At 60.9% G+C, this 22,872-nt stretch carries 19 protein-coding genes; 5 read left to right on the forward strand and 14 right to left on the reverse strand.

Translation table 11 applies throughout. The annotated features are described in order from the left end of the window. Positions 1-229: 229 nt before the first annotated feature. Both NUW12_12105 and NUW12_12110 read left to right on the forward strand, forming a co-directional pair. Positions 230-907, forward strand: coding sequence for an HD-GYP domain-containing protein (locus NUW12_12105; protein ID MCR4403491.1), 678 nt, complete (start codon positions 230-232; stop codon positions 905-907). Between the two features lie 49 nt (positions 908-956). Continuing rightward, positions 957-2,957: a FapA family protein gene (locus NUW12_12110; GenBank protein ID MCR4403492.1), complete on the forward strand. Its 2,001-nt coding sequence runs from the start codon at positions 957-959 to the stop codon at positions 2,955-2,957. A 156-nt stretch (positions 2,958-3,113) separates the two neighbouring features. On the opposite strand, the gene NUW12_12115 is transcribed toward NUW12_12110, so the two are convergent. The 7 genes from NUW12_12115 to NUW12_12145 all read right to left on the reverse strand — a co-directional run bounded on the left by NUW12_12115 (position 3,114) and on the right by NUW12_12145 (position 11,159). Beyond that, positions 3,114-3,434 (reverse strand): hypothetical protein, encoded by a 321-nt coding sequence (locus NUW12_12115; protein ID MCR4403493.1) that lies wholly within the window; start codon positions 3,432-3,434, stop codon positions 3,114-3,116. A gap of 365 nt (positions 3,435-3,799) precedes the next feature. Further along, positions 3,800-5,137 carry a xanthine permease gene (locus NUW12_12120; protein MCR4403494.1) on the reverse strand — a complete coding sequence of 446 codons (1,338 nt, stop codon included), beginning with the start codon at positions 5,135-5,137 and terminating at the stop codon, positions 3,800-3,802. A gap of 480 nt (positions 5,138-5,617) precedes the next feature. Continuing rightward, a complete protein-coding gene (locus tag NUW12_12125; protein MCR4403495.1) occupies positions 5,618-6,757 on the reverse strand; it encodes an ABC transporter permease in 1,140 nt (379 codons plus the stop codon). A gap of 4 nt (positions 6,758-6,761) precedes the next feature. Further along, positions 6,762-7,802, reverse strand: a complete 1,041-nt coding sequence (locus NUW12_12130; GenBank protein MCR4403496.1) for an ABC transporter permease — start codon at positions 7,800-7,802, stop codon at positions 6,762-6,764. A 2-nt stretch (positions 7,803-7,804) separates the two neighbouring features. After that, positions 7,805-9,415, reverse strand: coding sequence for a sugar ABC transporter ATP-binding protein (locus tag NUW12_12135; GenBank protein MCR4403497.1), 1,611 nt, complete (start codon positions 9,413-9,415; stop codon positions 7,805-7,807). 137 nt (positions 9,416-9,552) lie between these two features. After that, on the reverse strand, positions 9,553-10,671 hold the full coding sequence (locus NUW12_12140) for a DUF3798 domain-containing protein (GenBank protein ID MCR4403498.1): 1,119 nt from the start codon (positions 10,669-10,671) through the stop codon (positions 9,553-9,555). A 236-nt stretch (positions 10,672-10,907) separates the two neighbouring features. Then, positions 10,908-11,159, reverse strand: coding sequence for a DUF1232 domain-containing protein (locus tag NUW12_12145; protein ID MCR4403499.1), 252 nt, complete (start codon positions 11,157-11,159; stop codon positions 10,908-10,910). 427 nt (positions 11,160-11,586) lie between these two features. On the opposite strand from NUW12_12145, the gene hutH reads away from it, so the two are divergent. After that, positions 11,587-13,101, forward strand: a complete 1,515-nt coding sequence (gene hutH / locus NUW12_12150; protein MCR4403500.1) for a histidine ammonia-lyase — start codon at positions 11,587-11,589, stop codon at positions 13,099-13,101. A 561-nt stretch (positions 13,102-13,662) separates the two neighbouring features. Then, the gene (locus NUW12_12155; GenBank protein MCR4403501.1) at positions 13,663-14,316 is read left to right on the forward strand and encodes an ECF transporter S component; all 654 of its coding nucleotides are present in this window, start codon (positions 13,663-13,665) and stop codon (positions 14,314-14,316) included. 224 nt (positions 14,317-14,540) lie between these two features. On the opposite strand, the gene NUW12_12160 is transcribed toward NUW12_12155, so the two are convergent. The 6 genes from NUW12_12160 to murD form a co-directional block, all read right to left on the reverse strand. Then, positions 14,541-15,734, reverse strand: a complete 1,194-nt coding sequence (locus tag NUW12_12160) for a trypsin-like peptidase domain-containing protein (protein MCR4403502.1) — start codon at positions 15,732-15,734, stop codon at positions 14,541-14,543. 45 nt (positions 15,735-15,779) lie between these two features. Then, positions 15,780-17,018, reverse strand: coding sequence for a hypothetical protein (locus tag NUW12_12165; protein ID MCR4403503.1), 1,239 nt, complete (start codon positions 17,016-17,018; stop codon positions 15,780-15,782). A gap of 57 nt (positions 17,019-17,075) precedes the next feature. Further along, the gene (locus NUW12_12170; GenBank protein MCR4403504.1) at positions 17,076-17,804 is read right to left on the reverse strand and encodes a zf-HC2 domain-containing protein; all 729 of its coding nucleotides are present in this window, start codon (positions 17,802-17,804) and stop codon (positions 17,076-17,078) included. A gap of 5 nt (positions 17,805-17,809) precedes the next feature. After that, a complete protein-coding gene (locus NUW12_12175) occupies positions 17,810-18,409 on the reverse strand; it encodes a sigma-70 family RNA polymerase sigma factor (protein ID MCR4403505.1) in 600 nt (199 codons plus the stop codon). A gap of 356 nt (positions 18,410-18,765) precedes the next feature. After that, positions 18,766-19,635 carry a bifunctional methylenetetrahydrofolate dehydrogenase/methenyltetrahydrofolate cyclohydrolase FolD gene (gene folD, locus NUW12_12180; GenBank protein MCR4403506.1) on the reverse strand — a complete coding sequence of 290 codons (870 nt, stop codon included), beginning with the start codon at positions 19,633-19,635 and terminating at the stop codon, positions 18,766-18,768. A 25-nt stretch (positions 19,636-19,660) separates the two neighbouring features. Then, complete coding sequence (murD, locus tag NUW12_12185) at positions 19,661-21,055, reverse strand: UDP-N-acetylmuramoyl-L-alanine--D-glutamate ligase (protein MCR4403507.1); 1,395 nt, start codon at positions 21,053-21,055, stop codon at positions 19,661-19,663. A gap of 131 nt (positions 21,056-21,186) precedes the next feature. On the opposite strand from murD, the gene NUW12_12190 reads away from it, so the two are divergent. After that, positions 21,187-21,678, forward strand: coding sequence for a hypothetical protein (locus NUW12_12190; GenBank protein MCR4403508.1), 492 nt, complete (start codon positions 21,187-21,189; stop codon positions 21,676-21,678). A 108-nt stretch (positions 21,679-21,786) separates the two neighbouring features. On the opposite strand, the gene NUW12_12195 is transcribed toward NUW12_12190, so the two are convergent. Further along, positions 21,787-22,617: a chemotaxis protein CheW gene (locus NUW12_12195; GenBank protein MCR4403509.1), complete on the reverse strand. Its 831-nt coding sequence runs from the start codon at positions 22,615-22,617 to the stop codon at positions 21,787-21,789. Positions 22,618-22,872 lie beyond the last annotated feature (255 nt).

A 22,872-nucleotide genomic window follows, 5' to 3' on the forward strand; every position in this document is an offset into this window, starting at 1 on the left:
AGATCCCCGATCCCGAAAACCCCCTCTGTGTGCCCTGTCACTGTCGAACCCGGGTCCAGGCTTCTAACGATATGCCAGCTGTGGGGCCCCTTGCCTTCGTTCGAAAGAAAGCACGGCGCACTCGTCACGAACACCTGAATCGTTGTAGGACTTCGCTCAGACTTCGCGGGGCCCCGCGTCTTTGCCACAATCTCAACTTGCAGCTCTTAGTCATGGGAGGCGTGACTACGTGCTCGAGCAGATCGTCGCAGAACTGGGTGCCTGGAAGAGATTGGGGCCGATCAGAAAGCGTGATCTCCTTGTCGCCGTGGCTGCGCTCGTGGATATTCGTTGTCCGTTCACTGCAGCCCACTCGACGAGAGTTGGCACGTATAGTGAGATCATCGCTCAGGAAATGGGGCTCATTCCCAGCATCCAAAAGAGTTTGAGGCTGGCTGGACTCGTCCATGACATCGGAAAGATTGGAGTGCCCAAAGCCCTCCTTCAGAAGAGCGGCATCCTGACAGAAGCAGAGAGCGCGGAGATTCGCAAGCATCCCCTCCTGAGCTACGACATCGTCTCCGACGTGCCCGGCCTTCTCGCCATCGCCAACATCGTTCTCTTCCATCACGAGCGCTGGGACGGGCATGGATATCCGTACGGAATTCGGGGTGAGGAGATACCTCTTGGATCGCGCATACTCTGCGTGGCCGACAGCTTCGACGCTATGATCAGCGAGCGCCCGTACCGACCGGCGGTCGCCGTTAGCGACGCCCTGAGAGAACTAGAGCGATGTGCAGGTACGCAGTTTGATCCTGATGTGGTCCAGTGTTTCAAATCATACGTTCAACAGAGAGGCTTAAAGCTCTCTCCGAACGCGACAAGCAAGCGCTCCACATCCAGTCTTGACCCCAAGCAGCCAGACTAACCAACGCAACCAGCGCGTTGCTACCATCAAGTTCAGGGAGTGCTGACGTGTGGCAAACAAGGAAGTAGTCATCCGAGGTAGGACGGTGCAAGAGGCTAGCCTCGTAGCCAGCAGGACTCTGAAGGTCGACAAGAACGGTCTTCGCATAGAGGTGATGTCGAGAGGACGACGGGGTTTCTTCGGCTTGTTCAAGCGCCCGGCCGTCATTAGGGTGACGGTCGTCCCGCCGGGTGATGACCTGAAAGACAAGGAAGAACACTGCGGGTCACGGCGCGACCATATCGACGGGATGGCCGCGGTGAGTGGTGGCAGACTGCAGTTGTGGAACCCGCGCGGCAAGGGACAGCCTGCAGTGATCATCCCGACGTCAGGGGCTATCCTACGTGTGAACGGCGTCGCCACAAACGCCCCTAGACCAGTGCGTGAAGATGACGAAGTAGATGTGGAGCTTGTGAAGGAAGTCCGTCCTGGCCGGGTTGAGGTCGAGGTCTCTCAAGACGGCCTTTCGGCGACCGCAAAGGTAACCCCGCAGGTTACCATCAGCCATGAACTAGTCGACCAGGATCCCCAGAACGTGCTCGAGTTGCTGACTCGCTCCCATGAAGAGCGAACCAACGTTATCACTGCTGCTCAAATCGAAGAGGCATTGCGGCAGCAAGGGGTGACCTTCGGGCTCGATCACGAGGAGATCATGCGGACAGCTGATGCAGCTGACGGGGTCCCACGAGTGGTGGCCAGAGGTAAGCCGGTCCAGGAAGGGCGGAACGGCTTTGTCGAGTACTTGTTCGACTGGAAGCCAACGGAAATCGCGTATGCAGATGACGAAAGAGCCGATTACTGGGAACGGTACGTCTTCCCTTCCGTAAGGGAAGGTGAGGTGCTGGCCGAACTCCGCCCTCCAGTGGCGGGTACCCCAGGCATGAAGGTGACTGGAGAAGTGGTCTTACCTCGTCCTGTCAGAGAAGCGGTGTTGCGGGCGAAGGACGGAGTCCGGATCAGCGAAGACGGCCGAAAGGCTATTGCGGCCATCGCCGGCAGGCCCGTGCTTGAAGGCCGTTGGACGCCGTACCTGAGGGTCGCGCGACTGATGGTGCACCCAGGCAACATAGACATCAAAAGCGGGAACGTGCGCTTCTGGGGGGATCTACTGGTCCTCGGCAACGTCACAGAAGGGGCCGAGGTGTGTGCTCACGGCGATATCACCATACTGGGGGATGCCACTGGCGCCGTGATCCGAGCAGGCGGTAGAGTGGTCTGCCGCGGGAGGTCAATCGGGTCCCGCATCTATGCGGGTGGCCTGAACTCGTTACACGCCCGACTGGCCCCCATACTGAATGACCTCCAAGAGGCGCTCGTCTGGATCATTCAGGAGACGACTAGGATCCAGCAGCATCCCTCCAATCAAGGGAGGCTGGAGAAGGGCGACATCAACAGGGTCGTCAGGCTCCTCGTCGAGAGGAAGAGGAAAGAGCTCAACGAGATCGCGACCGAGTACGCTGCTGCCCTTCAAACTGCTAATCTGCCGTTTCCGAATGCCGTTCGTGAGTTGGTGCAGGATGTCATGAGCATAACTGTCGGTCCGATAGCTCGGACGGGCCCTATTCCCGACGACCTGAGGAGGGTACTTGAGAAGAAGGAGGAAGTCGACTACCTGGTCGACTCATTGCCCGATCATCCGGGAGACATCATTTGCTCTTATGTGCAGAACAGCGTCCTGGAAGCCAGCGGCAGCATCACAGTGGTGAATGAAGGCTGTTTCCATTCGACCCTCCTCGCGGGCAAGCAAGTTGAGATCAAGGGTGTCTTTCGTGGTGGAAAGATACAAGCTGCGGGGAGCGTATTCGTCAAGGAGGCGGGATCGCCTGGGCTGCCCGCGGGGAAAGTCAAAATCAAGGTTCCAGAACAGTCCACCGTGAGGATTCTCAACGTCCATCCCGAGACGACTGTCCAGGTCGGTCGTCGCTCCCACGTTTTCGATAAGGAGAACGGTCCCGTGAGGGTATACCTCGGGCCGAATGGAAGTCTCGTCATCGAAGATTTCCGAGTATGATGCGGAGTTTTCACGTTCAGATGGCGTCCGCTTGATGCAGCGTTCTGTGACACGAGGACGTTAAGCGCGAGAAAGCCCGGTCCCGTCGGGACCGGGCTCGGCCTGTGAAGGAGACCGCAAAGCCTCATTACAGGGAATCGACGGTTGCTCGCGGCATCATAGCTGCACGGAGTCAACAGACACGCTGCAGATTCTGTCGATGGGAATGGCGATTGCCCTGACCACTTGGGTCTCCACCAGTTGTCCGCCGCTTATCGTCTTCACCACGATGCAACCGTCGTTGCAACCCACCAAGACGAGGAATTTGTCGATTATCTTCCGGATCTTGGCATTGAGGGCCTTCTTGCAGCATTCACCGCATTCGAATTCGACGGCGAGACAGAGCGACTCAAGATCTCCGATGGGTTTGAGCGCCCCGAGCAGCGGATGAGGAACGATGCCGGAATCTATGGGGCCCTTCGTCTCTTGTTCTTGCATCTTCTCTTACCTCCCTGTCACTTGAGGTTGGGCATGAACCTGTCTACTGCCCGTAGCAGTCTATGCTGGATGTACTGAAGGTGTTACTTGTGCTAAGGCCGAATCCTCGCGCCGATTTCCTTTATACTCCGTGTCGCTTAGGAGCCAGCGATGGCGGGTTTGCGGGCTTGGTGCTCGCGCACGACCAAAAGATACCGAGTCGGGCGGACCGGCCGTGAGAGTTCGTGAAGACTGCGCCGGAGGCGCGTGTTCCTGCGGGAAGCGCGGGAAGCGCGGAGGAAGGGCGTGCCCGGCAGGGAGCCCTTCCTCCGTGTGCAAGTCGGTCCCTCTCGCGCGGGTGTGGGAGGTTCTCTCAGTTGGGTTGGCTAGGAGCGGGCTTGCGCTGCCTGGTCCCTCGCGGGGCCGACTCTGACCGGGAAGAACTCGAACACGAGGTTCAGCACGATGCCGAAGATGGCCGCGGTCGCGATCGCCGGTAGGTTCATGCCGAATGCCGGGATCATCCCGTTGGGAAAGGCGAAGCTGCCTCCGATGCCGATCACCAGGACGGTAGCGGCGACCGCAAGGGTCCTCGCGGAGAAGAGGTCCACCCTCTCAGAGATCATCAGAGCCACGCCCTGCACGCCTATCACGCCGAAGAGGTAGATGGAGACGCCGCCTATTACGGCTCCCGGCACGCTGCTCACTGCGGCAGCCAGCTTCCCGAAGAAGGACAGGCCCATGGCGATGGCGGCCGCCAGCACGAGAACCGGAACGGAGAAGTTGCGAGTGATAGCCATGACGCTGTTGTTCTCGCCGTAGTTCGTGCCTGCTGGTCCACCGATCGCTCCCGCGATTATGTCTCCGATGCCGTCACCGATGAGATTGGTGCCCAAAAGGCTTGCGATGGGATAGGTTTTCTTGCGTCCGAGTTGCCTGGCGAGGTTGTTCACGTACAGGTCTATCTGGTAAAGGTGTGCTGTGGATTCCGGGATGGTGGCGATGGCGATGGGCATGATGGCAAGAATCGCTGCGGGGCTCCACGACGGGAATGTGAAATGGGGGGCGGTCACAGCGGCGGCCTCGCCTATCTTGGCGAAGTCCACCAGCCCCAACGGTATGCTGACAACGTATCCCACTGCCACCCCTAGGAGGACCGGGAGTTGCCCGAGCGTTCCTCGGAGGTACACCGAGAAGAGGATAGTGGCAAGGAGCGTAACGATGCCGACAGTCCAGTTGCTCGCGGTGCCACTCATCGCCTCGTCGGCGAGAGCTATTCCGATGACCATCGCCACGCTGCCCGTCACGACCGGCGGCAGCACCTTCTCCACTTTGTCCCTTCCGAATCGGTTTATGACCGTGCCTGCCAGGATCGAGACGAGACCCGAGGCTATGATACCGCACTGTGCCTGAGAAATCAGTGCATCAGGAGCGACGGTCCCGAGCGCCTTCACGCCGGTGATGGCCGCCACCGCGGCGATGTACGAGAAACTCGAGCCGTAATAGAGAGGGATTCGACCACGGGTGACCAGGATGAAGCCCAGGGTGGCAAGACCGCTAGCGAATAGCGTGGTGGATACGTGGAATCCGGTGAGGAGTGCCACTAGCACCGTAGCCGGGAACATGACGACCACCTGCTGCAAGGCGAAGAACACTAGTCTCCACGCTGGGGGCGTGTCATCAGGAAGGTAGCCGACGATCTGGGTGTTTGCCTGAGTAGACATACTGCTCGACCTCCTATGGTGTTGATCTGTTCGGTTACCCCCGGAGCGGGACACACAAAAAGGCACTTCCTCCTGCCGGACAGGAAGTGCCTTGCAATCAAGCGTGCCTGCTCATACTCCCTTGCCGGCCTCGCTGGACCGTCTTAAAGGGTAACCTTGTCTTAACTAGCAGTATAATGTCATGTCCCCGAGCGTGTCAAGAAGAGGTGTCGAAGAATGTCAAAGCTGGCGTCCGCAGGAGGAGGAAGCGAGGAAGATTCGGTCTTCGCGTGAAAGCCGCGTCCGTGCCGAGCCTTTGGGGTCGACGGGCATCGTCCCCGCGGCGTTTCGGGATTGCCGGCGGCGCGCAAGGGAGGGTTGGCTACAGGGCACGAGCGGAGCTGCCCCTCAAAACCTCGCGTGGCCACCAGCAATCCCGCGACACAGTGATCCCGCGACACACTGAAATGGACCGCCCGCGGCGCAAGCAATCTCACCAGGCTAAGCCTGATCCGGCGCCGCAAGCGCTTCCTGCGCCGCCCGCTGTGCCGTTCGTCCTCGCCACGCGTGCAGCGCCAGCGCGACGCCGATGATTCCGTATGCCACGAACACCCTGAAGTACTCCCCCACCTGAGGCACGCCCAGCAACTTCTGGCCTGCAAGCGGCGACACCACGAAGAGCGTGTGGAAGAGGATCACGCCTACTATGGCATGCCATATCGTTGCGCGCTGCGTTGTGGCGCCTCCCACGAGAAGAGCCGCTATAGAGAACATGCCGACCTGCTCGTGGCTGTTATAGGTGTTCAGCGTGCCGATGTTCTGCAGGAAGACGAGTTGTCCCCAGGCGGCTATGACCGTGGAGAGTATCATGGCTATGATCCTGGTCTGATTCACCTTGATCCCCATGATCTCCGCGATGTGGAGATCCTGCCCAACCGCTCGCATGTCTTGTCCCAGTTTGGTCCTTAAGACAAAGGTTATTGCCAGGCACATGAGCGCCCCCAGCGCCAGCGTGACCACGGGTATGCGCACCCCGCCCACGAACGGCCAGATGATCATGTCGAGAGACTGCGCGGTGGCGATCAGGTCGACCGTGTTCCGCAGGCCCACTCCCGACGGTAGGAGAAGGGAGGGGTTCTTCATGGGTATGACCGACCCGACCAGGAAGAGAAATATCAGCTGGTAGATACCATTGACGAAGAAACCCAGTATCATACTGGTGATCATCTCTCGTCCCTTCGCCATGTTCAGCACGTGACCTGCAAACCATCCCGCAAGGACGGCTACGGGGGTCGCAAGCAGACACGCGAGGAGGAGACCTCCGATACCCGGCACGCCCCAGTACGTCACCACGATTATCGCGGCTTGGCCTGCCATAGCGCCTATTACGATGCCGAAGTTGAGTCCCATCCCGGCGGTCACCGGGATGAGGAGCGACAGCACCAACAGGGAATTGCGCGCGAGTCGCGTGACCACCTCGTTCAGCAGAAATGTCACATCCAGCCCCGCGACGATCACCATCGCCAGCGAAAGGGCAAGGAACAGGGCAGGCACGCTATTCGCCGCAAGCTGGCGCCGGACACCGGAGAAGACACTGCCGCCCGCTACGGCTGTGGTCTTGGCTCGCGAAACCTCTGCCATGTCTCTACTTACCTCCCGTCGCCCGCGTGAGAGCGTAAAGGATCATGCCGTTCGAGATGATGAGTCTTGCTACCTCCGAGATGTCGCCTTGGATGACCCTGCTTGTGACCGGAAGCGCGATCGTCAGAAGGGTCTGAAAGAGGACCGTGCCCACGATGACGTTGGATATGGTCGCCCTCTGCAGCCGCGCACCGCCGATGAGAATCGAGGCGACCGCCGGAAAGGCCATCATGAGAGGTGCCAGGTAGAGCTGGAGGAACCCGTAGCTTTGGGCGTACACGATGATGCCGACGGCACCTAGGACCGTCGAGAGCATGACGCCCGCAGCCTTCATTCGCCGGACGTCAATGCCCGCGGATCTTGCGAAGAGGGGGTTCGTCCCAGCGGCCAACATGGCGATTCCGAGTTTCGTCCGGAAAAACAGGTACACAAGGAAGCACAACAACAAGAAGAACCCGAGCAGCCCTCCTGAGACGCTCACACCGAACACGTTGAATACCAGGAAGTTGTTGAGCACCTTCCCGAAGTGATTGCTCAAGGTTAGGGTATATCTGAGACCTTGCCCACCGATAGCCCATATGAGCGCCGGGTTCTTGAACGGAGCCATCAGCCAGAAGACGCACATCAGGGCGACTATGGAGAACCCCGCGTACGTTCCGACCATCATCTCCTGTCCCCTGACGCTCTCGAGAAGCCTCGCGTACGCGTACCCGACCAGGACGGCGAGGGGCACTGCGCAGCCTACGGCGGCGAAGAATCCCGCGAATCCGCGAAGGTTCATCTCCATGCTGATGAGGGACCCTACGAGGCCACAGATGATCCCGAGTGGAAGCCCGAAGTTGAGCCCCACACCGCACGCGATCGTGGGCACCATGGCGAGCACGAGGACGCCGTTCATCCCCACCCTGATTAGGGAGTCGCTGATGAGCTGGGGCACGGACATCTTCGTGGCATAGGCGACCGCGAAGAGCGCCGCGAGGAAGCCCGCGATGATCAGCCTCGGGACCCCGATTTGCTCGACTAGCTGACGAAGGTTTACGCGCACTGCTACACCGCCTCCTTCCGGATCCTGGCCCCGCCAGCCATCATGAGGCCGAACTCGGCATCGGGCGCGTCGGGCGGCAGGATGCCCGCCAGCTTGCCGCCGTACACTATGGCGATTCTGTCGCATATCTTTCGCAGCTCGCCGAGCTCGCTCGACGTCATCACGACGGTGACGTTTCGCTCCCTATTCAGGCTGACCAGCAGGTCGAGCACGAGTTTCTTCGCGCCCACATCGATGCCTCGCGTCGGCTCGGACACGAGGAGTATCTCCGGATCGAGGGCGAGAGCCTTTGCTATGCACACTTTCTGTTGATTCCCACCCGAGAGCCTGCGCACCGGTTGGCCGGGCCCCGTACACCTGATGTCGAGCTTGCGAATGACCTCTTCTGTATGGGAACGCAACGCGGCGCGGTCCTCCAGCTTGAGCGCTGGAACACGAGGCCACCTCGCCAGGAACTTGTTCTGAACTTGCATCGCAACGGTCCCAATGTTGCGCTCGATGGACTCGTCGAGGAGGAGACCCACTCCGCGCCGGTCCTCGGAAACGAACGCGAGCCCCATCCCTAGCGCGCGCTGAGGGGAGTTGAGCGGCACCTCGGTCCCGTTCTTGCTGACCTTGCCTGAGGCGGGGTAGAGGCCCATGATCCCGTTGGCGATGCCTATCTTACCGTGCCCGGCTAGTCCGCCGATACCCAGGATCTCGCCACGACGGACGGCCAAGGACACGCCTCGGACCACCTCCCCCGGCATGTTGACCACGAGGTTCTCAATGGCGAGGGCTATGTCCTCGTCCGAAGGGTCTTTGCTCCTGCCGGGAAGGTCGACCTTCTCGACTTTCCTTCCGACCATCAGCTCGGCTATCCTTTCGAGGACCGCTTCATCGCGAGAGAGCCTCGACACGACCTCGCCGTCTCTGAGCACCGTGATCTTGTCGGCCACCGCCATTACCTCGGCAAGGCGGTGTGTGATGAAGAGGATCGCTATACCTTCGGCTGCCAGGCGCCGGAGCGCGTCGAGGAGCCGTTCGGCCTCTGTCTCCGTGAGCACCGCGGTCGGCTCGTCGAACACCAGGATTCTGACGTTTTGCTTGTCGATCTCTCTGGCGATCTCGATGAACTGCATGTACCCCACGGGAAGCCCCGCCACCTGGATCCACTCGTTTATGCCCAGGTCAAGGCGGGATAGTGCCGCGCGGGCGTCTTTCCGCATTGCCGGGATGTCCAGGTAATCGAGGGCACGCGTCCGGCATGATCTGCTGACGAGATTCGGACGCGTGATCTCTCGGTTGAGTTTGATGTTTTCGGTCACGGTGAATCCCGGAAGAAGCATGAACTCCTGGTGCACCATGCCTATGCCCAGATCCATCGCAGCGCGAGGTGAGGGGATGTCCACTTTCTGGCCGCCCACGAGTATTTCCCCCGAGAAACCGCCGGTGCTGTGGATGACGGGCATGCCGAATAGGATGTTCATCAGCGTGGACTTTCCCGCTCCGTTCTCGCCTACGAGGGCGTGGATCTCACCCGGCTCGACGTCGATGGACACGCCGCTCAACACGGTGTTCCCGAAATACTGTTTTGTGATGTCCCTCATTTCCAGGGCCTTGGAATGACTCATGTCGCGGGCCTCTCCTCTCCTTGCGGCATCCTGGAGCGGCGGCTGCCTTTCCGCCGTCCCAGACGCGGAAATGAAGTGCCGGGTAGGTCTTACCCGGCACTTCCACTCTCCGCCTACATGGAACGTGCCGCGGGCAATCAGAACTTATCCTTGCCGAATATCACCGATCCGCTGGTGAGGAGGTAGAAATTCCCCTTCTTCTCGTCGTACTTCTTGACGTTCATCTTCACACCAGCGAGCGATTCGAGCTTAGCGGCGACTGCCTTCGTGTCGTTCAGCTTGATCTTGCCGGCGATCGCGTCGCGCGCGAGCTCCACGCCAGCCTCGACGAAGAGCATGTTCACGGGCACGGGCCAGGTGGCGAACCGTCCGGCGCCGCCCTTCGCGACGATGGCGTCATTGATGGCCTTCAGGATGGCAGGCATGTTGCCCTTCATCTCTTCCTTGATCTCGAGGCCGAGAGCTCCGGGGTAACCATGAGTCGGGCTCGGGCAGCACTGCTCGGGGAAGATTGCCCCGGTCTGCAGCGCGGATGTGATGAGCGGCTCCTGCATCGCGCAGTTCGTGCTGAACACCGCGATGTTCTTGCCGTACTTCGCGACCTGCCTCGGGACGTCCTCAAGGATGAACTGCTGCGCTCCCGGGATTCCGGATTCGCCCATTGGGTCGGGAGCCGTCACGAACACGAACTCCATCCCCAGCTTCTCGCACTCAGCTTTCATGATGTCGCGCCGCTTGGCCAAGAGCTCCATGGACATGTGCCGCGGGAAGGAATAGTGAAGGAACTTCTGAGCGCCGAGCTGCTTTGCGAGCCTTACGATGGTCTCGCCACGGGCAAGGTTATCCGTCTCGAGGACGACGTCCGCAGTGTCATTCACTATGGCCGGGTCCTCGTGCGGAACCCCCAGCAAGAAGATGATATCAGGCCGCGTTGCACGCACTCTCCTGATCGCGGCGACGGTGCCGGGCACCGCCTGGCAGACTACGATCGCCTTGACGTTCTTGTCAGCGGCCATGCCCGTGATCTGAGCTATGGTCGTCTCCTGCTCCTGCATGAAGTTGTCAGGATAGGTGACATGCTTGATCATGTCGCCGTACTTTGCCTTCACTTTCTCGGCGCCGCGGTACTCATCCTCACCTTGGGAGACGGTGCCCGTGACGACCCCTATCTTGTAAGTCCCCTGAGCCATCCCGGAGAAGCCGATCATTCCCACGAGAAATGTCAAAACCAACAAGCAAACGATGAATCTCTTCATCTAACAGCTTACCTCCCTCTATGGGCTAATCGATGTTGGTGGTCTCTTCTCTGTGGATTGGCGTCTCCTACCGTCCATTCCCACCCCCGCGATTCTAGTGCTTTGACACCTATGGTGTGCCTTTCGGAATTGCAGGTGAACCGAACGACAAACGAGACAACAAATGAGCGAATTACAAATTCAACGCCGCACACGAGATTCCTCTGTAGCAAGGCGGGAATTTGCGTAACCGGCGTTCACAGACGCTGCCGGTAGTTCGTGAGCTCGCTCATGAGATAGTACCACAGGAAGGCACCCACGCCGATGTCATCGAGCCAACCCAGCAAGGGGATGAAATCAGGGGTGATGTCGAAGGGCGTGACGATGTACAGGACTCCCAAGAGCAGGAGGAGTTTGCGGGTGAGGGGTACCGACTTGTCCAAGAGATACCTGGGCAGGAGCAGCCACAGGGAAAGGCCTCCCGCAGGCGCGAGCCGTCGCGGCCTCACGGGATCTTCGATCACGCCTCTGAAACGTCCCCGGTTCTCTCGAGGCTCCGAGCCTTTTGCTTGACGCCCGGCGTCGACTTGTGGCCTGGACGGCATTCGTTGTCCGCAGTAGGGGCAGACGCGGGCGAAGGCGACTTCTTCTTGGCATCTCGGGCACCTCAAGCGCCCAACACCTCCTCCGACCACTGTGATCTTACCAAACTTGTCGAGCGCGGGCAACCTACTTGGATCCACTGTTCAGCGCCAGAACCACTCGGCAGCCGCTTTCGCTGTCCTGTGCGCGGACCTTCGATGAGGGTATACTTCGAGTTAGGACCCGTGCTCACTCCGCGGCTCGGGGCAGGAATGGGCGGCGACCCAGAGAACTGATACGTTGTAGAGATGCGAGTGGGCTCCAGCGTCAGCGCTGGACAGAGGGGGAAAGCACGTGTCGTCAGTGCTCATAAACGGGATGAGCCTCTCTTGCGACGACGTGGTGAAAGTAGCGAGGCGAAGGGCGACCGCCGAGATCGCTCCCGGCGTGAGGGAGAAGGTTGAGCGGAGCCGCAAGGCAATCGAGTCCTTCACAACTCGAAACGCTGCCGTCTATGGTATTACGACAGGCTTCGGCCACTTGGCCCGCGTCAGGATCGCCCCTGACGAGCTCGAATCGCTGCAGCGCAACCTCATTCTGAGTCACGCGGTCGGCACGGGGAACCCGCTTCCCGATGAAGTCGTGAGGGCGATGATCCTCCTTCGCGCGAACTCGCTTGCAAAAGGCCTTTCCGGCATCCGTTTCGAAGTCGTCGAGACACTGGTGCGGTTCCTTGAAGCGGACATATGCCCTATCGTTCCCGAGAAGGGTTCCCTCGGCGCCTCGGGCGATCTCGCACCCCTCGCCCATCTTGCCCTTGCTCTCCTCGGCGAGGGCAACGTGCGGGTTGCGGGTGAGGAGATGCCGGCGAGGGAAGCCCTGAAAAGAGCGGGGATGAGTCCGCTCGTTCTGCATCCCAAGGAAGGCCTTGCCCTCATCAACGGCACTCAGGCCATGACCGCCATAGGCACTCTGGCGCTTCATGATGCTGAAGCGCTGGCGCTGACGGCCGACGCTGCCGCGTCACTTTCAATCGAGGCCCTGAGGGGGATACCGATGGCCTTCGACGAAAGAGTTCACGCAGAAGCAAGGCCTCATCCCGGCCAGGTGGCATGCGCGCGCACGCTCCGCGCGCTGCTCAAGGGGAGTAAGCTGGTGAGCGCTCCGGGCGAGCTGAGAGTGCAGGACGCGTACTCCTTGCGGTGCGTTCCGCAAGTCCATGGCGCCACGAGAGACGCCCTTGGGTACGTGAGGAACGTGTTGCGGGTGGAAATCAACTCCGCAAGTGACAACCCCCTCGTTTTCGAGGACGGGAGCGTTGTCTCGGGGGGCAACTTTCATGGCCAGCCGGTCGCTCTCGCCATGGACTTCCTGTGTATGGCCGCATCTGAGCTCGGAAGCATATCGGAGCGGCGGATCGAGAGATTACTGAATCCCACCCTGTCTGAGCTCCCGGCGTTTCTGACACGACACAGCGGCGTGAACAGCGGGTTCATGATAGCTCACTACACGGCGGCTGCACTCGTTTCCGAGAACAAGGTGCTTTCGTCGCCGGCAAGCGTGGACTCGATTCCGGTGTCGGCGTCCCAGGAGGACCACGTCAGCATGGGCATGATCTCCGCGCGCAAGGCGCGGCAGGTGGTGCAGAACGTCGCGAGGGTGCTGGCTGTGGAGCTCATGTGCGGGTGCCAGGCGGCGGACTACAGAGGTCCTGAGAACCTGGCGCCTGCCACGCGGGCCGTCTATGAGATGGTCCGAGAGGCGGTGCCGCCTCTGGAGGAAGACAGGTGGCTTCACCCGGACCTCGAGGCTGTCGTGGGTCTCGTGGAGCAAGGGAGGATCGCTGAGATCGTGGCGTCTTTCTCCTGAGTGAGGGTGCAGAAATGGCCTAGACTTTTGGAAGAGGTTGCCGGCGATTGCGCGAGCGGTGTCAAAATCCGACCGCTGACCCGAGGGCGGGGTTTGGTCCAGGAGATCGAGTTCGTGGGCGGGGGCTTGCGTGAGCAGACGAAGAAGAGTAGTATGAGTGTTGAAGGATCAATGACATAGCGCGAGACCTTCAGGGCAGGGTGAGGCCCTTGCAGGGTGCGACGTGACGCGACGCAACGCAACGTGTTCCCGCAAGGAGCCAATTCCCGACCGGTGGTGATGTTCCGGGGGTCGGCCCCGGGGCAAGTCCACGAGCCGCGAATGTGCGAATGAACGCGCGCAGGGGCGGTTGAGCCGGCGTGAAACCGGCACCGACGGTACAGTCCGGATGGAAGAGGGTCGCAGGCATCTGCTTGCACATGATGGATCCTTGGCGGATCCTCGGAGCCCTGAGGTCGGTTGCCTCGGGGCTTTTCTCGTGCCCTCCAGACGGGGCGGGAGGGCGGGGATGCCCCGGGGCGCGCGGGGATCTTCGAATAGCTGTGAGGAGGTTCCAGAGAAATGCGTTACAGAACGAAGAAGCTGGTCACTCTAGGCGTCATGGCCGCCCTGGCGGTGCTTCTTTCCCTCGCGAACTGGCCCATATTCCCTGCAGCACCCTTCCTGCGCTACGAGGCCGCTGACGTTCCGGTGCTCATAGTGGGCTTCGCCTTGGGACCCGGGCCTGGTCTTCTGGTGACGCTGGTGATGGCGGTGCTCATGGCAGTTATAACAGGGCTCGATGGCATGGTGGGAGCGCTCATGCACTTCCTCGCCACGGGAGCCCTCGTGGGTGCGGCAAGCATCGTCTACAGGCAGCACCGCACGAGGGCCGGAGCCGTCGCGGGGCTTATGTGTGGGACCCTTGCGATGACGATATTCATGCCCGTGGCCAACTTGGTGCTGATGCCTGTACTGTATGGGTACTCGCGCGCTCAGGTCCTATCGATCTTGTGGATACTGGTGGCGTTCAACGCTATCAAAGCCGGGATCAACTCAGCGATCACGTTCGTCGTATACAAGCGTGTGTCATGGTTGGTGAAAAGCCTGGCCAGCCTCGGCAAAGGCGAGGAGTTGGTCGGAGCGATGGCTGCGACTCAGGCTTCGCCGGCGGCGGGCGGCGAGCTTGCTTCGGGCAATTCCCGTAGATGCGGCTCGCGCGTTAAAGCAGGGTGAGGCTCCACGGGGCGCGGTGAGTGCTCGCCGGGCGCCGGTCGGGCAGCGGCTCCGCACATGAACTACCTTTCACCATCTCACTTTGCCATCTCACTGCGTGTCGAAAGCACGCCCCGAGCTGCGACACGGACGTTAGGATATGGCTACGAACAGCAACCGCCCTGCGCGGGTTCGCGCAGGGCGGTCGGCGCGATCTCCTTCGTGCCGTCCTTTCGGCAGCGCGGTCACTCTGTGAGGTCAGGCATCGCTTCCAAGGTGACCGGGACGTACCTGGCCGCTTTGTTGCGCCATATCTGCAGCGTTATTCTCTCGCCTGCCTTGCGAGCTCGCACCTCATTCTGAAGCTGGCTGATTGTCTCCACTGCCTTGCCGTCCACTTTGAGAATGACGTCGCCATCTCGGAGACCGGCTTTCTCTGCTGGGGACTTCGGGTAAACGTAAGCTACCACTACGCCCGTGGCTCCCTCGCGCATGCCGAAGTAGTCTGCGAGAGCCGGAGTGAGCTCCTGTAAATCTACTCCTATCCACGGGTAGGCGAGGTTCTTGCCGGCCATGAGGTCATCCAACACGTTCTTCGCCACGTTGATGGGCACCGCGAACCCTATGCCTTGCGCCTGCGGTATTATGGCTGTGTTGATCCCGACCACACGGCCGTCGATGTCGATCAGCGGCCCGCCGCTGTTTCCTCGATTGATCGCCGCGTCTGTTTGGATGTAGATGCCGGGCTCCTTCGGGTCGCCGTCGATTGACCTCGCGAGCCCGCTGATTATGCCCGCAGTGACCGTGTGTTGCAGTCCGTACGGGTTACCTATGGCTATCGCCCAGTCACCGGGCCTGACTCGGTCGGAGTCGCCGAGCTCCACCGACGGCAGCTTCGTAGCGTCTATCTTCACCATCGCCAAGTCGTATCTGGGGTCTCTTCCCAAAACCGTGCCGTTGAACTTCCGACCATCGGCGAGGGTTACGACGATCTCCTTGGCGCCTTCGACGACGTGATTGTTGGTGAGCACGTAGCCGTCGGGTTTCACGATGAACCCGCTTCCGATGGCTGGTACCGTCATTTCTCTGGTGCCTTGGCCCGGTGTTTCTCCGAAGAACTCGAAGAAGAAGCCTCCGAAGGGGAACGCCGGCACTTTCACGGTGCGTTTCGTGTCGATGTTCACCACCGCCTTGCTCACGCGCTCAGCCACGTTCGCTATCGTATCGCGTCCCAAGGGCGCGTTCGAGCTCTGCGGCCCAGCCGCCAGCGCTGCCGAGGGTGCTATCTGAGCTCCCGTCGCTGCTGGAGCTTGGCCGCTCGCGGCGAAGGTCGTGCGGTTCTCCGCGAATTGTACCACGACAGTGCCGGCGACAAGCGCGCTTATCACCGCCACAATCACATACGGCATATACGTCCTCATGACTTCACGGAACCTCATGAGCGTTTGCGCCTCCTCCAACTATGATGATCTCGAGTCTCGGTGTCATCTGCCTGTCCACAGGAATTCATAGAAGAACTTGATCACCAGACTCCCGAACGGATCCTTCATCTGGCTCCTCGGCTCGGGCGCCGTTACTGATTTCCCCATTTCCAGCAACAATGATTCGTCCACCTCGCCGATGAGCGTGAACTCGTACCCCGCTGCCTGCCATCGCAGGAGCTTGGCATCCTTGTAGTCGGCAAGCCTTCCCCTGGCGCTGTCAAGCGAGACTTGCCTGCCCATGGCTGCCACACTGAGCTGGTCCGGGCTCCCCCCGGAGGCACCGGGTCTCCGGTCTGCCCGAGGCACCGGCGGCGCCACGAAGAAGGAAATGGTGTTGAGCCCGTCCGTATAGCGCACGTGAGCCACCTCGGCTTCTCCGCGCCTCGTGAGCGTCCCGCCTTCGAGAACGTACCCCGCCGGCACGAAGCCTGGCACGGGCACTGGGAAACCCGCCATCCTCTGGAGCTCTTCCAGTGGCATCAGGTTCTCTGCGAGAGGGAGCGTCACTATCGCCACCCCAGGCGGGACTTGTATTCTGAACGCGTCGTCGTCGATAGCAGGCGAGAACTCGATGTTGTTGTAGAATGACGCAGACGACAGGAACCCATTCGGCCTGTGTTTCTCCGTCCTAAGGATGAAAGGCAGCTCCGTGTCAACCCAGATCGTCCTCGACGGGTTCCCGGGATGCACCGGCTTCAGCTTTATCACGTGTGCCCGCCGACCCGCAAGGTTCTCGGTGGATATCAAAGAGACGGAGTAGTTCCGTTCGATGAGCGAGAGCGCGCTGCCGCCCGCGGCCGAGACCGTACCAGGCCCGCTGCCCGACGGCTTCTGCCGGCGGGCAGCTTCAGACATCGCTCCGGGCATATGGAAGACGACTCCAAGCGACGGCTCGTAATGCCACATTGATTCTCCGTCCGAGATGACCACGCGGTAGCCGGACGTGGCCGTCACGGAAGGAAGGTATTCCGTCCTGGTGAGGTTCGGGGCCTTGTGTACGACGTTGGTTATGCACGCGCTGCTTCCTGTGGGATACCACAGGATCACCGTCTGGGTGCCTCTGAAGCTGACCTCGTCGCCCCTCTCTATCACGGCCCTTAGCAAAGCTCGGGCAAGAGCTGAGTCAGACCCCAGGCTGGTGTTCGTTTGTGTCTCCGCCGCCGGCTGGCAGACCACGAGCCCGGCCAGGACCGTGACGACGAGGGCTAGGATCGCCGCAGCAGCCGACCTCTTGCTCATGATGGGGTGGTCACCTTCCGTGAGTGCTCCCGCATACTCCCGCTCACTCGCCCCGGCTTACTTTGGGTACGATATGAGCGTGAACTCGTTGCCAGTGAAGTCGTGAAACGAGGAAGACGGGGACGGTGCGCCTTTGAGATCTCGCGAGCGCGTGCCTTCGCTCCACGTCTCCAGACTTGACCGCTCCAGCAAGTCGGACGTATACATCGTGACCGCCTGGCCGGTTACCACGAATCCCACAGAGGTCTTGTCGGACAGAGGCCTGTCGTACTCAGAGATGACGTAGTCACGGAAATACGGTCCTATACTGTCCATCCCGGCTATCCCGGAGGATACTTGAGCTTCGGCAGGCTTTCTGTAGGAGTTCCAGACCATCGGCATGGCCGCGAGCGCAAGAGCCAGGAAAGCCGGCACGAGCACCCTCAACGTCGGTATCGAAAACAGGCGCTTGCCCGAGCCTCCTATCTCAGCGTGGCCAGGCGTTTTCCACCATGACCCGAGTGAAGGAGATCGTCCGGTCGAGCCAGACGGCCTCTCCCCGCTGGCTGCAAAGCCGTTCTCCGCGGCGACCATGCCCAGCCTCTCGCGCAGTTCGGGCCAGAACTCCTTTGGGAGCTCGGCAGCCTTCAGCGTGCCGAGGAGCTCCTTGGTGGCTCTGAGCGACTCGTACTCTTGTGAGCACTCCTCGCAGAACGCGAGATGCAGCTCGACTTGGCGGAATTCGTCGAACCCGAGTTCCTTGTCAAGGTATGCTGACATGAGGCTCATGGCCTTCTCGCATGTCATTGCGATCACCACCTGGCCCCGGCCTCGGCGGTTGGCTTCACATATGGCGTAAGCCTCTCGCGCAGGAGCCTTCGACCTCTGTGTATGCGCGACCTGACGGTGCCGATGGAGCACCTGAGTATTCCGCTGATTTCCTCGTAGGAGAAGCCTTCGAGGTCATACAAGATCACGGCCAGCCGGTAGTTGATCGGCAGGGACCGAAGAGCCGCTTGAACCTGTCCCGCGAGCTCGTTTTGTTCGGCGACATCCTCCGGGTTGTTGGACCAATCAGGCAGCGCCTTTTCCACCTGGCCGCTTGCGGTGGGGATCGGTTCGTCCAGGGACTCGAACCTCACGTTACGCTGCTTTCGGAGCCTGTCGATGTACAGGTTCGCGGCGATCCTGAAGAGCCATTTCTCAAACGACGTGCCGAGTTGGAACCTGCCAAATCCCCTGTACGCCCTCAACAGCGCTTCCTGGGCCAGATCCTTCGCCTCGTCGGGATTGCCCGTCAGCCTGAGCGCGACGTTGTACAGCTTGCGATCATGACGTTTGACTAGTTCCTCGAAAGCCCGCACATCGCTTTCTTTGTAGCGGACTCCGGCAAGGGCCTCCGTGTTCAGCACGCCCAACCACCCGCTTCTCTGCCGTCCCGGTACCGGGCCGGGGCCTCATTCACTCACTACAAACGCTACGCCACCTCAAAAGTTCCGCCCACCGCGCGTCGTCGATAGCGCGATATCGGCCGCACGTGGTTCCAGGTCGAATGCCAGTTCCATGCGCGGCAGTCGGATGCGCCTTGAAGTATACAGATCTTAGCGTGGGCACGCAACATGAGTACGCGGCAAACGGAGCAAGGCGCAAGCGGAATTGGGCGAGGAAGAGCAGAGAGCGGAAGAAATGGGTGCGGACGGGTGTGTACCTGGCACCCGTGCGGGACCCCGACCGCGAGAGAATTCGGAAAGTCAGATTCTCCCTCCCGTCAACGCACAGCTCTCTCCGCAGCTATGAGCGTATTCTTCATGAGCATAGCTATGGTCATGGGCCCGACGCCGCCGGGCACGGGCGTGATGGAACCTGCGACTTCGCTCGCGGAGTCGAACTTCACGTCGCCTACCAGCTTGCGCTTGCCACCCTCGCTCGTGCCCACCTCATTGACTCCGACATCGATCACGACTGCGCCGGGCTTGATGTAACTCGCATCAACCATTTCTGGTTTGCCGACGGCGACCACGAGGATGTCGGCCTCCCGGCAGACCCCCGGGAGATCGCGGGTGCGCGAGTGGCACACGGTCACCGTGGCGTGTTCGGCCAAGAGCAAGACGGCCACGGGCTTGCCGACGATGTTGCTTCTGCCGACCACTACTGCGCGCTTGCCCTTGAGGTCCACGCCAGTTCTCTTGATCAGCTCAAGGATGCCCGCTGGCGTGCATGGCACGAAGCACTCTGCGCCCACGAGCAGCTTGCCTACGTTCACAGGATGAAACCCGTCCACGTCCTTGCGCGGGTCGATGGCCTCGAGCACTCGTCCCTCGTCGAGATGATCGGGAAGAGGCAATTGGACAAGGATCCCGTGTATCCGGGGATCCTCGTTCAGACGTCTTATCAGCGAGAGCAGTTCCTCCTGGGTTGTAGTGGCGGGAAGCGCGTGTTCCTCTGAGTAGATACCCAGGGCATGGCACGCCTTCTTCTTGCTGTCCACGTACACTCTGGATGCGGGGTCGTCGCCCACGATGACCACCGCGAGTCCGGGCGGAAACCCGTGCTTACTCACGAAATCCTGCACCCCCGCCGCCACTTCCGTCCGGACGTCCTTCGCCACGGCCTTACCGTCGATGATTGTCGCAGCCATCTCCCCGACCCCTCCCACCATTGCTTCATCTCATTGAGCGCACTAGCTCTTTGAACCTGTCCCCGCGCTCCTTGTAGTTCCTGAACATGTCGAAGCTTGCGCAAGCTGGGGAGAGCAACACTACGTCTCCGGGCGAGGCTGCGCTCGCGGCGAGGCGGACCGCATCCTCGAACGTGTCTGCCTCGACCTTCTGAACGAGCTTCCCCCGCCTCGCCTGGGCCTCCTCAATCGCCGCCCGTATCTGGGGCGCCGTCTCGCCCACCAGCACCACGGCTTTTGCCCTCTCAACAGCGGCGTCGGCGAATTCGTCGAATGGCACGTTCTTGCCCGACCCGCCCGCTATGACGACGACGGGCTCGCTGAAAGACTTGAGGCCGGCCACCGCCCGGCTGGGCGTTGTGGCTATTGAGTCATCGAAATACCTGACGCCGCCGACCTCCGCCACGAACTCGATGCGGTGCGCGACCCCCCTGAACTCGCGTAGCACTTGGCGCAGCGGCCCGAAATCACATCCGCACAGCGCGGTGACCGCCGCCACCGCAAGCACGTTTTCAACGTTGTGCCCGCCCGGGAGCCGGATGTCTCGGCGGCTCGCAGCTATCTCCTCCCGGCCGCGGATCTCCACGATGATGTCGTCGCCGCGCAAGAATACGCCTCCGGGCGCCTCGCTTCGCCTCGAGAAGAAAACGCGGCCTCCTGGGCACTCATCCCCCATAGCGCGTGTGTGGACATTGTCGAAGTTCAGGACCGCGAAGTCGTCTCGGCCCTGGTATCTGAGGATATTCTTCTTGGCGTCCGCGTACTCCTCCATGGATCTGTGATGGTCCAGGTGGTTTGCGGTCAAGTTCAGCACTACGCCGATATGCGGGCTCTTGGACAACGGCTGCAATTGAAAGCTGGACAGCTCGAGCACTACGACGGAGTCCGGCGATATGTCGAAGACCTCCGACAAGAGCGGGTTTCCGATATTGCCCCCCGTGAACACAGCCTTGCCCGCCGCTTTGAGGACCTCGCTCACCAGGGTGGTCGTGGTGGTCTTCCCGTCGCTCCCCGTGATCCCAACCACCGGTGCTTCGCAGAGATCGAGGAAGAGCCCGACCTCATTCGACTGCCAGACTCCGCGCTCTCTTGCCCTCACAAGTTCGGGGATATCGAGCGGCATCCCCGGAGTGGGAAACACCATGTCGAAGTCCTCCAATCCGTCAAGGTACGAACGACCGAGCCTGAACTCCACGGGGAGGGCGGCGACGTTCTCGTACGCGTCACCCAGCTCTTCCCTGGTCTTCATATCGCACGCCGTCACCTTGGCGCCAGCCTCGACAAGGAATCTTATCACAGGGGTGTTGCTTGCGCCGATGCCCAACACGGCTGCGGTCTTGCCATTGAACTCAGCCATGTATCTTCTTTGTCTCTCAGTCATGGAACTCGCCCTTTCCCTTTGTTGCACAATTGCGGTAGAATATGGACGAGACTTGCGAATAGCGTCCGCGAGCGCGATCCCTGCGAATCCCTCTCTGCCCCTTCGTATCCTTTCCGAAGGAGGGCTATCGTATGGGGAAAACCCCAAGGAAGAGGCCCCGCGTCCAGATACATGCAAAGGGGTTTCGGAGACTCGTAAGGATCATAAACGCGCCGATCCTTGTGGGGTTCAGGTATCCTCCGACCCCCGAACCCGCTTGCTTCTGGTGGGGCGACAGATGCTATCGAATACTCCACATACTAAAACAGTACTGGGATCGCCCCCACAAGTATTACCTGGTCATCACGAATATGGGGGCCTTCCAACTCTGCCGGGAGTTCCGCCCCCCAAACCCTGGCAGAAGGATCCCCGCTTTCAATTGGTGGCTCGTGGCGGAGTACGAGCTGTACACGCTGCCGAGATCGAAACGTCAACTCAAGGACCCCGACGCGCCGTGGTACTGGAAGCACACGATCTTCCCCCGAGAGAGCCGTAACAGGGATCGGGGGCCGGCGCACGGACGAAGACGGCCCACGGAGCGTGCAGCTGAAAGCCTCCACCAAGATACCGGCGCTGATGAGTAGAGCCGTACCCTGAAGCAGACACCCCGACGCCGATCCTCACTCAATACTCAATGCCGCCACAATCCCTAGCTACGGACGCTCTCACCATTTCGGTTTCCGCCGCGATCGTCACAACGTGGCGCTCAAGACCCCTTCCATGTCCGCCACCATGGCAATGCGCTCGTCTTCGAGCACGGCCGTCCCCAGGAGGTTCGGCCCGGCGAAAGCGGACGCGAGAGGCTCGACCTCCACGTCTCGCTTCCCGACGATCTCGTCCACCACCACGCCAACCTGCCGCTCCCCGTCGTTCACTATCACGACGTAGAGCCTGTCCGTCACGAGGGCTGCGGAAACATCCGCGCCCAGCACCCCGAGGGGCGTGCCCGACGCGTCCTTCACGGGCGTGGACACAGTGACGCAGAGCGAGTCCGTTGCCGCGGACACGTACTTCTCGGAAACGCACGTCGCGCCCTGGATAGCGTTTCGGAACCACGATCGGGAGGACCAGTCCTGGCCAGACACCTCGAGCCCAGCCGCTGTCTCCAACACTCCCTTTCTCGTGAGCGGTCCGGCGACAAGACGACCGTCGCGCCTCACGACGAACGCGACTTCCAGGAACGGATGCGCCTCGAGAAGCTCAACGAGCGTCGCCAGCGCGGCACGCGGATTCATGGACACGACTCGATGGTCGAGGGCGGCCTTTTCCAGCACCGATTTGGCCTTGTTTGTTGCCTCGTCGATGCTGAGGTTCTGGCAGAAGTCTTGAAAGCCTGCCTTGCGATGCGTTCGCGTCGAGGCGAACACGTCGGACAGCCAGACAAGGGGGACGACTCGTCCCCGGACGGTCATGGCGGCCTTACCCTTTGCCGCCTTCACGTCGGACCGCAGTGCACGCACAACCTCCACTACGTTGTCAAGCGGAAGCCCGTACAACCTCTCGTGTGCCGAGACCAGTAGCACGTTCAAGGCGCACACCTCCGTTCTCCGCGTGTCCCGCGTGCTGGCAAGAATAGCGCGCGTACTGTATTCTCGCTCGCAGGCTTCATCTCCTGCAGGGCTGAGGGTGTCACAGGCGCCCGGGGCGCAAGGGCCGGGGTGCTGCTCGGTGGCGACGTGCGGACGCTCGGGCCTCAAGGTGTGACCCGAGGTGGGCAAATCTTGCTCACCCGGGAAGGGCGTTCCGATGTAGGATCCCCGGAAGAATCCCTGGCGGTG

The organism is Bacillota bacterium, from assembly GCA_024653485.1.
In the GTDB taxonomy this organism is placed as follows: Bacteria; Bacillota; SHA-98; order UBA4971; family UBA4971; genus UBA6256.

Bases quoted from the DNA above. Each gene is read 5' to 3' on its own strand.
- NUW12_12115 (MCR4403493.1), bottom strand. From the start codon at position 3,434: ATGCAAGAACAAGAGACGAAGGGCCCCATAGATTCCGGCATCGTTCCT.
- NUW12_12120 (MCR4403494.1), bottom strand. From the start codon at position 5,137: ATGTCTACTCAGGCAAACACCCAGATCGTCGGCTACCTTCCTGATGAC.
- NUW12_12125 (MCR4403495.1), bottom strand. From the start codon at position 6,757: ATGGCAGAGGTTTCGCGAGCCAAGACCACAGCCGTAGCGGGCGGCAGT.
- NUW12_12135 (MCR4403497.1), bottom strand. From the start codon at position 9,415: ATGAGTCATTCCAAGGCCCTGGAAATGAGGGACATCACAAAACAGTAT.
- NUW12_12140 (MCR4403498.1), bottom strand. From the start codon at position 10,671: ATGAAGAGATTCATCGTTTGCTTGTTGGTTTTGACATTTCTCGTGGGA.
- NUW12_12155 (MCR4403501.1), top strand. From the start codon at position 13,663: ATGCGTTACAGAACGAAGAAGCTGGTCACTCTAGGCGTCATGGCCGCC.
- NUW12_12160 (MCR4403502.1), bottom strand. From the start codon at position 15,734: ATGAGGTTCCGTGAAGTCATGAGGACGTATATGCCGTATGTGATTGTG.
- NUW12_12165 (MCR4403503.1), bottom strand. From the start codon at position 17,018: ATGAGCAAGAGGTCGGCTGCTGCGGCGATCCTAGCCCTCGTCGTCACG.
- NUW12_12170 (MCR4403504.1), bottom strand. From the start codon at position 17,804: ATGACATGCGAGAAGGCCATGAGCCTCATGTCAGCATACCTTGACAAG.
- folD (MCR4403506.1), bottom strand. From the start codon at position 19,635: ATGGCTGCGACAATCATCGACGGTAAGGCCGTGGCGAAGGACGTCCGG.
- murD (MCR4403507.1), bottom strand. From the start codon at position 21,055: ATGACTGAGAGACAAAGAAGATACATGGCTGAGTTCAATGGCAAGACC.
- NUW12_12190 (MCR4403508.1), top strand. From the start codon at position 21,187: ATGGGGAAAACCCCAAGGAAGAGGCCCCGCGTCCAGATACATGCAAAG.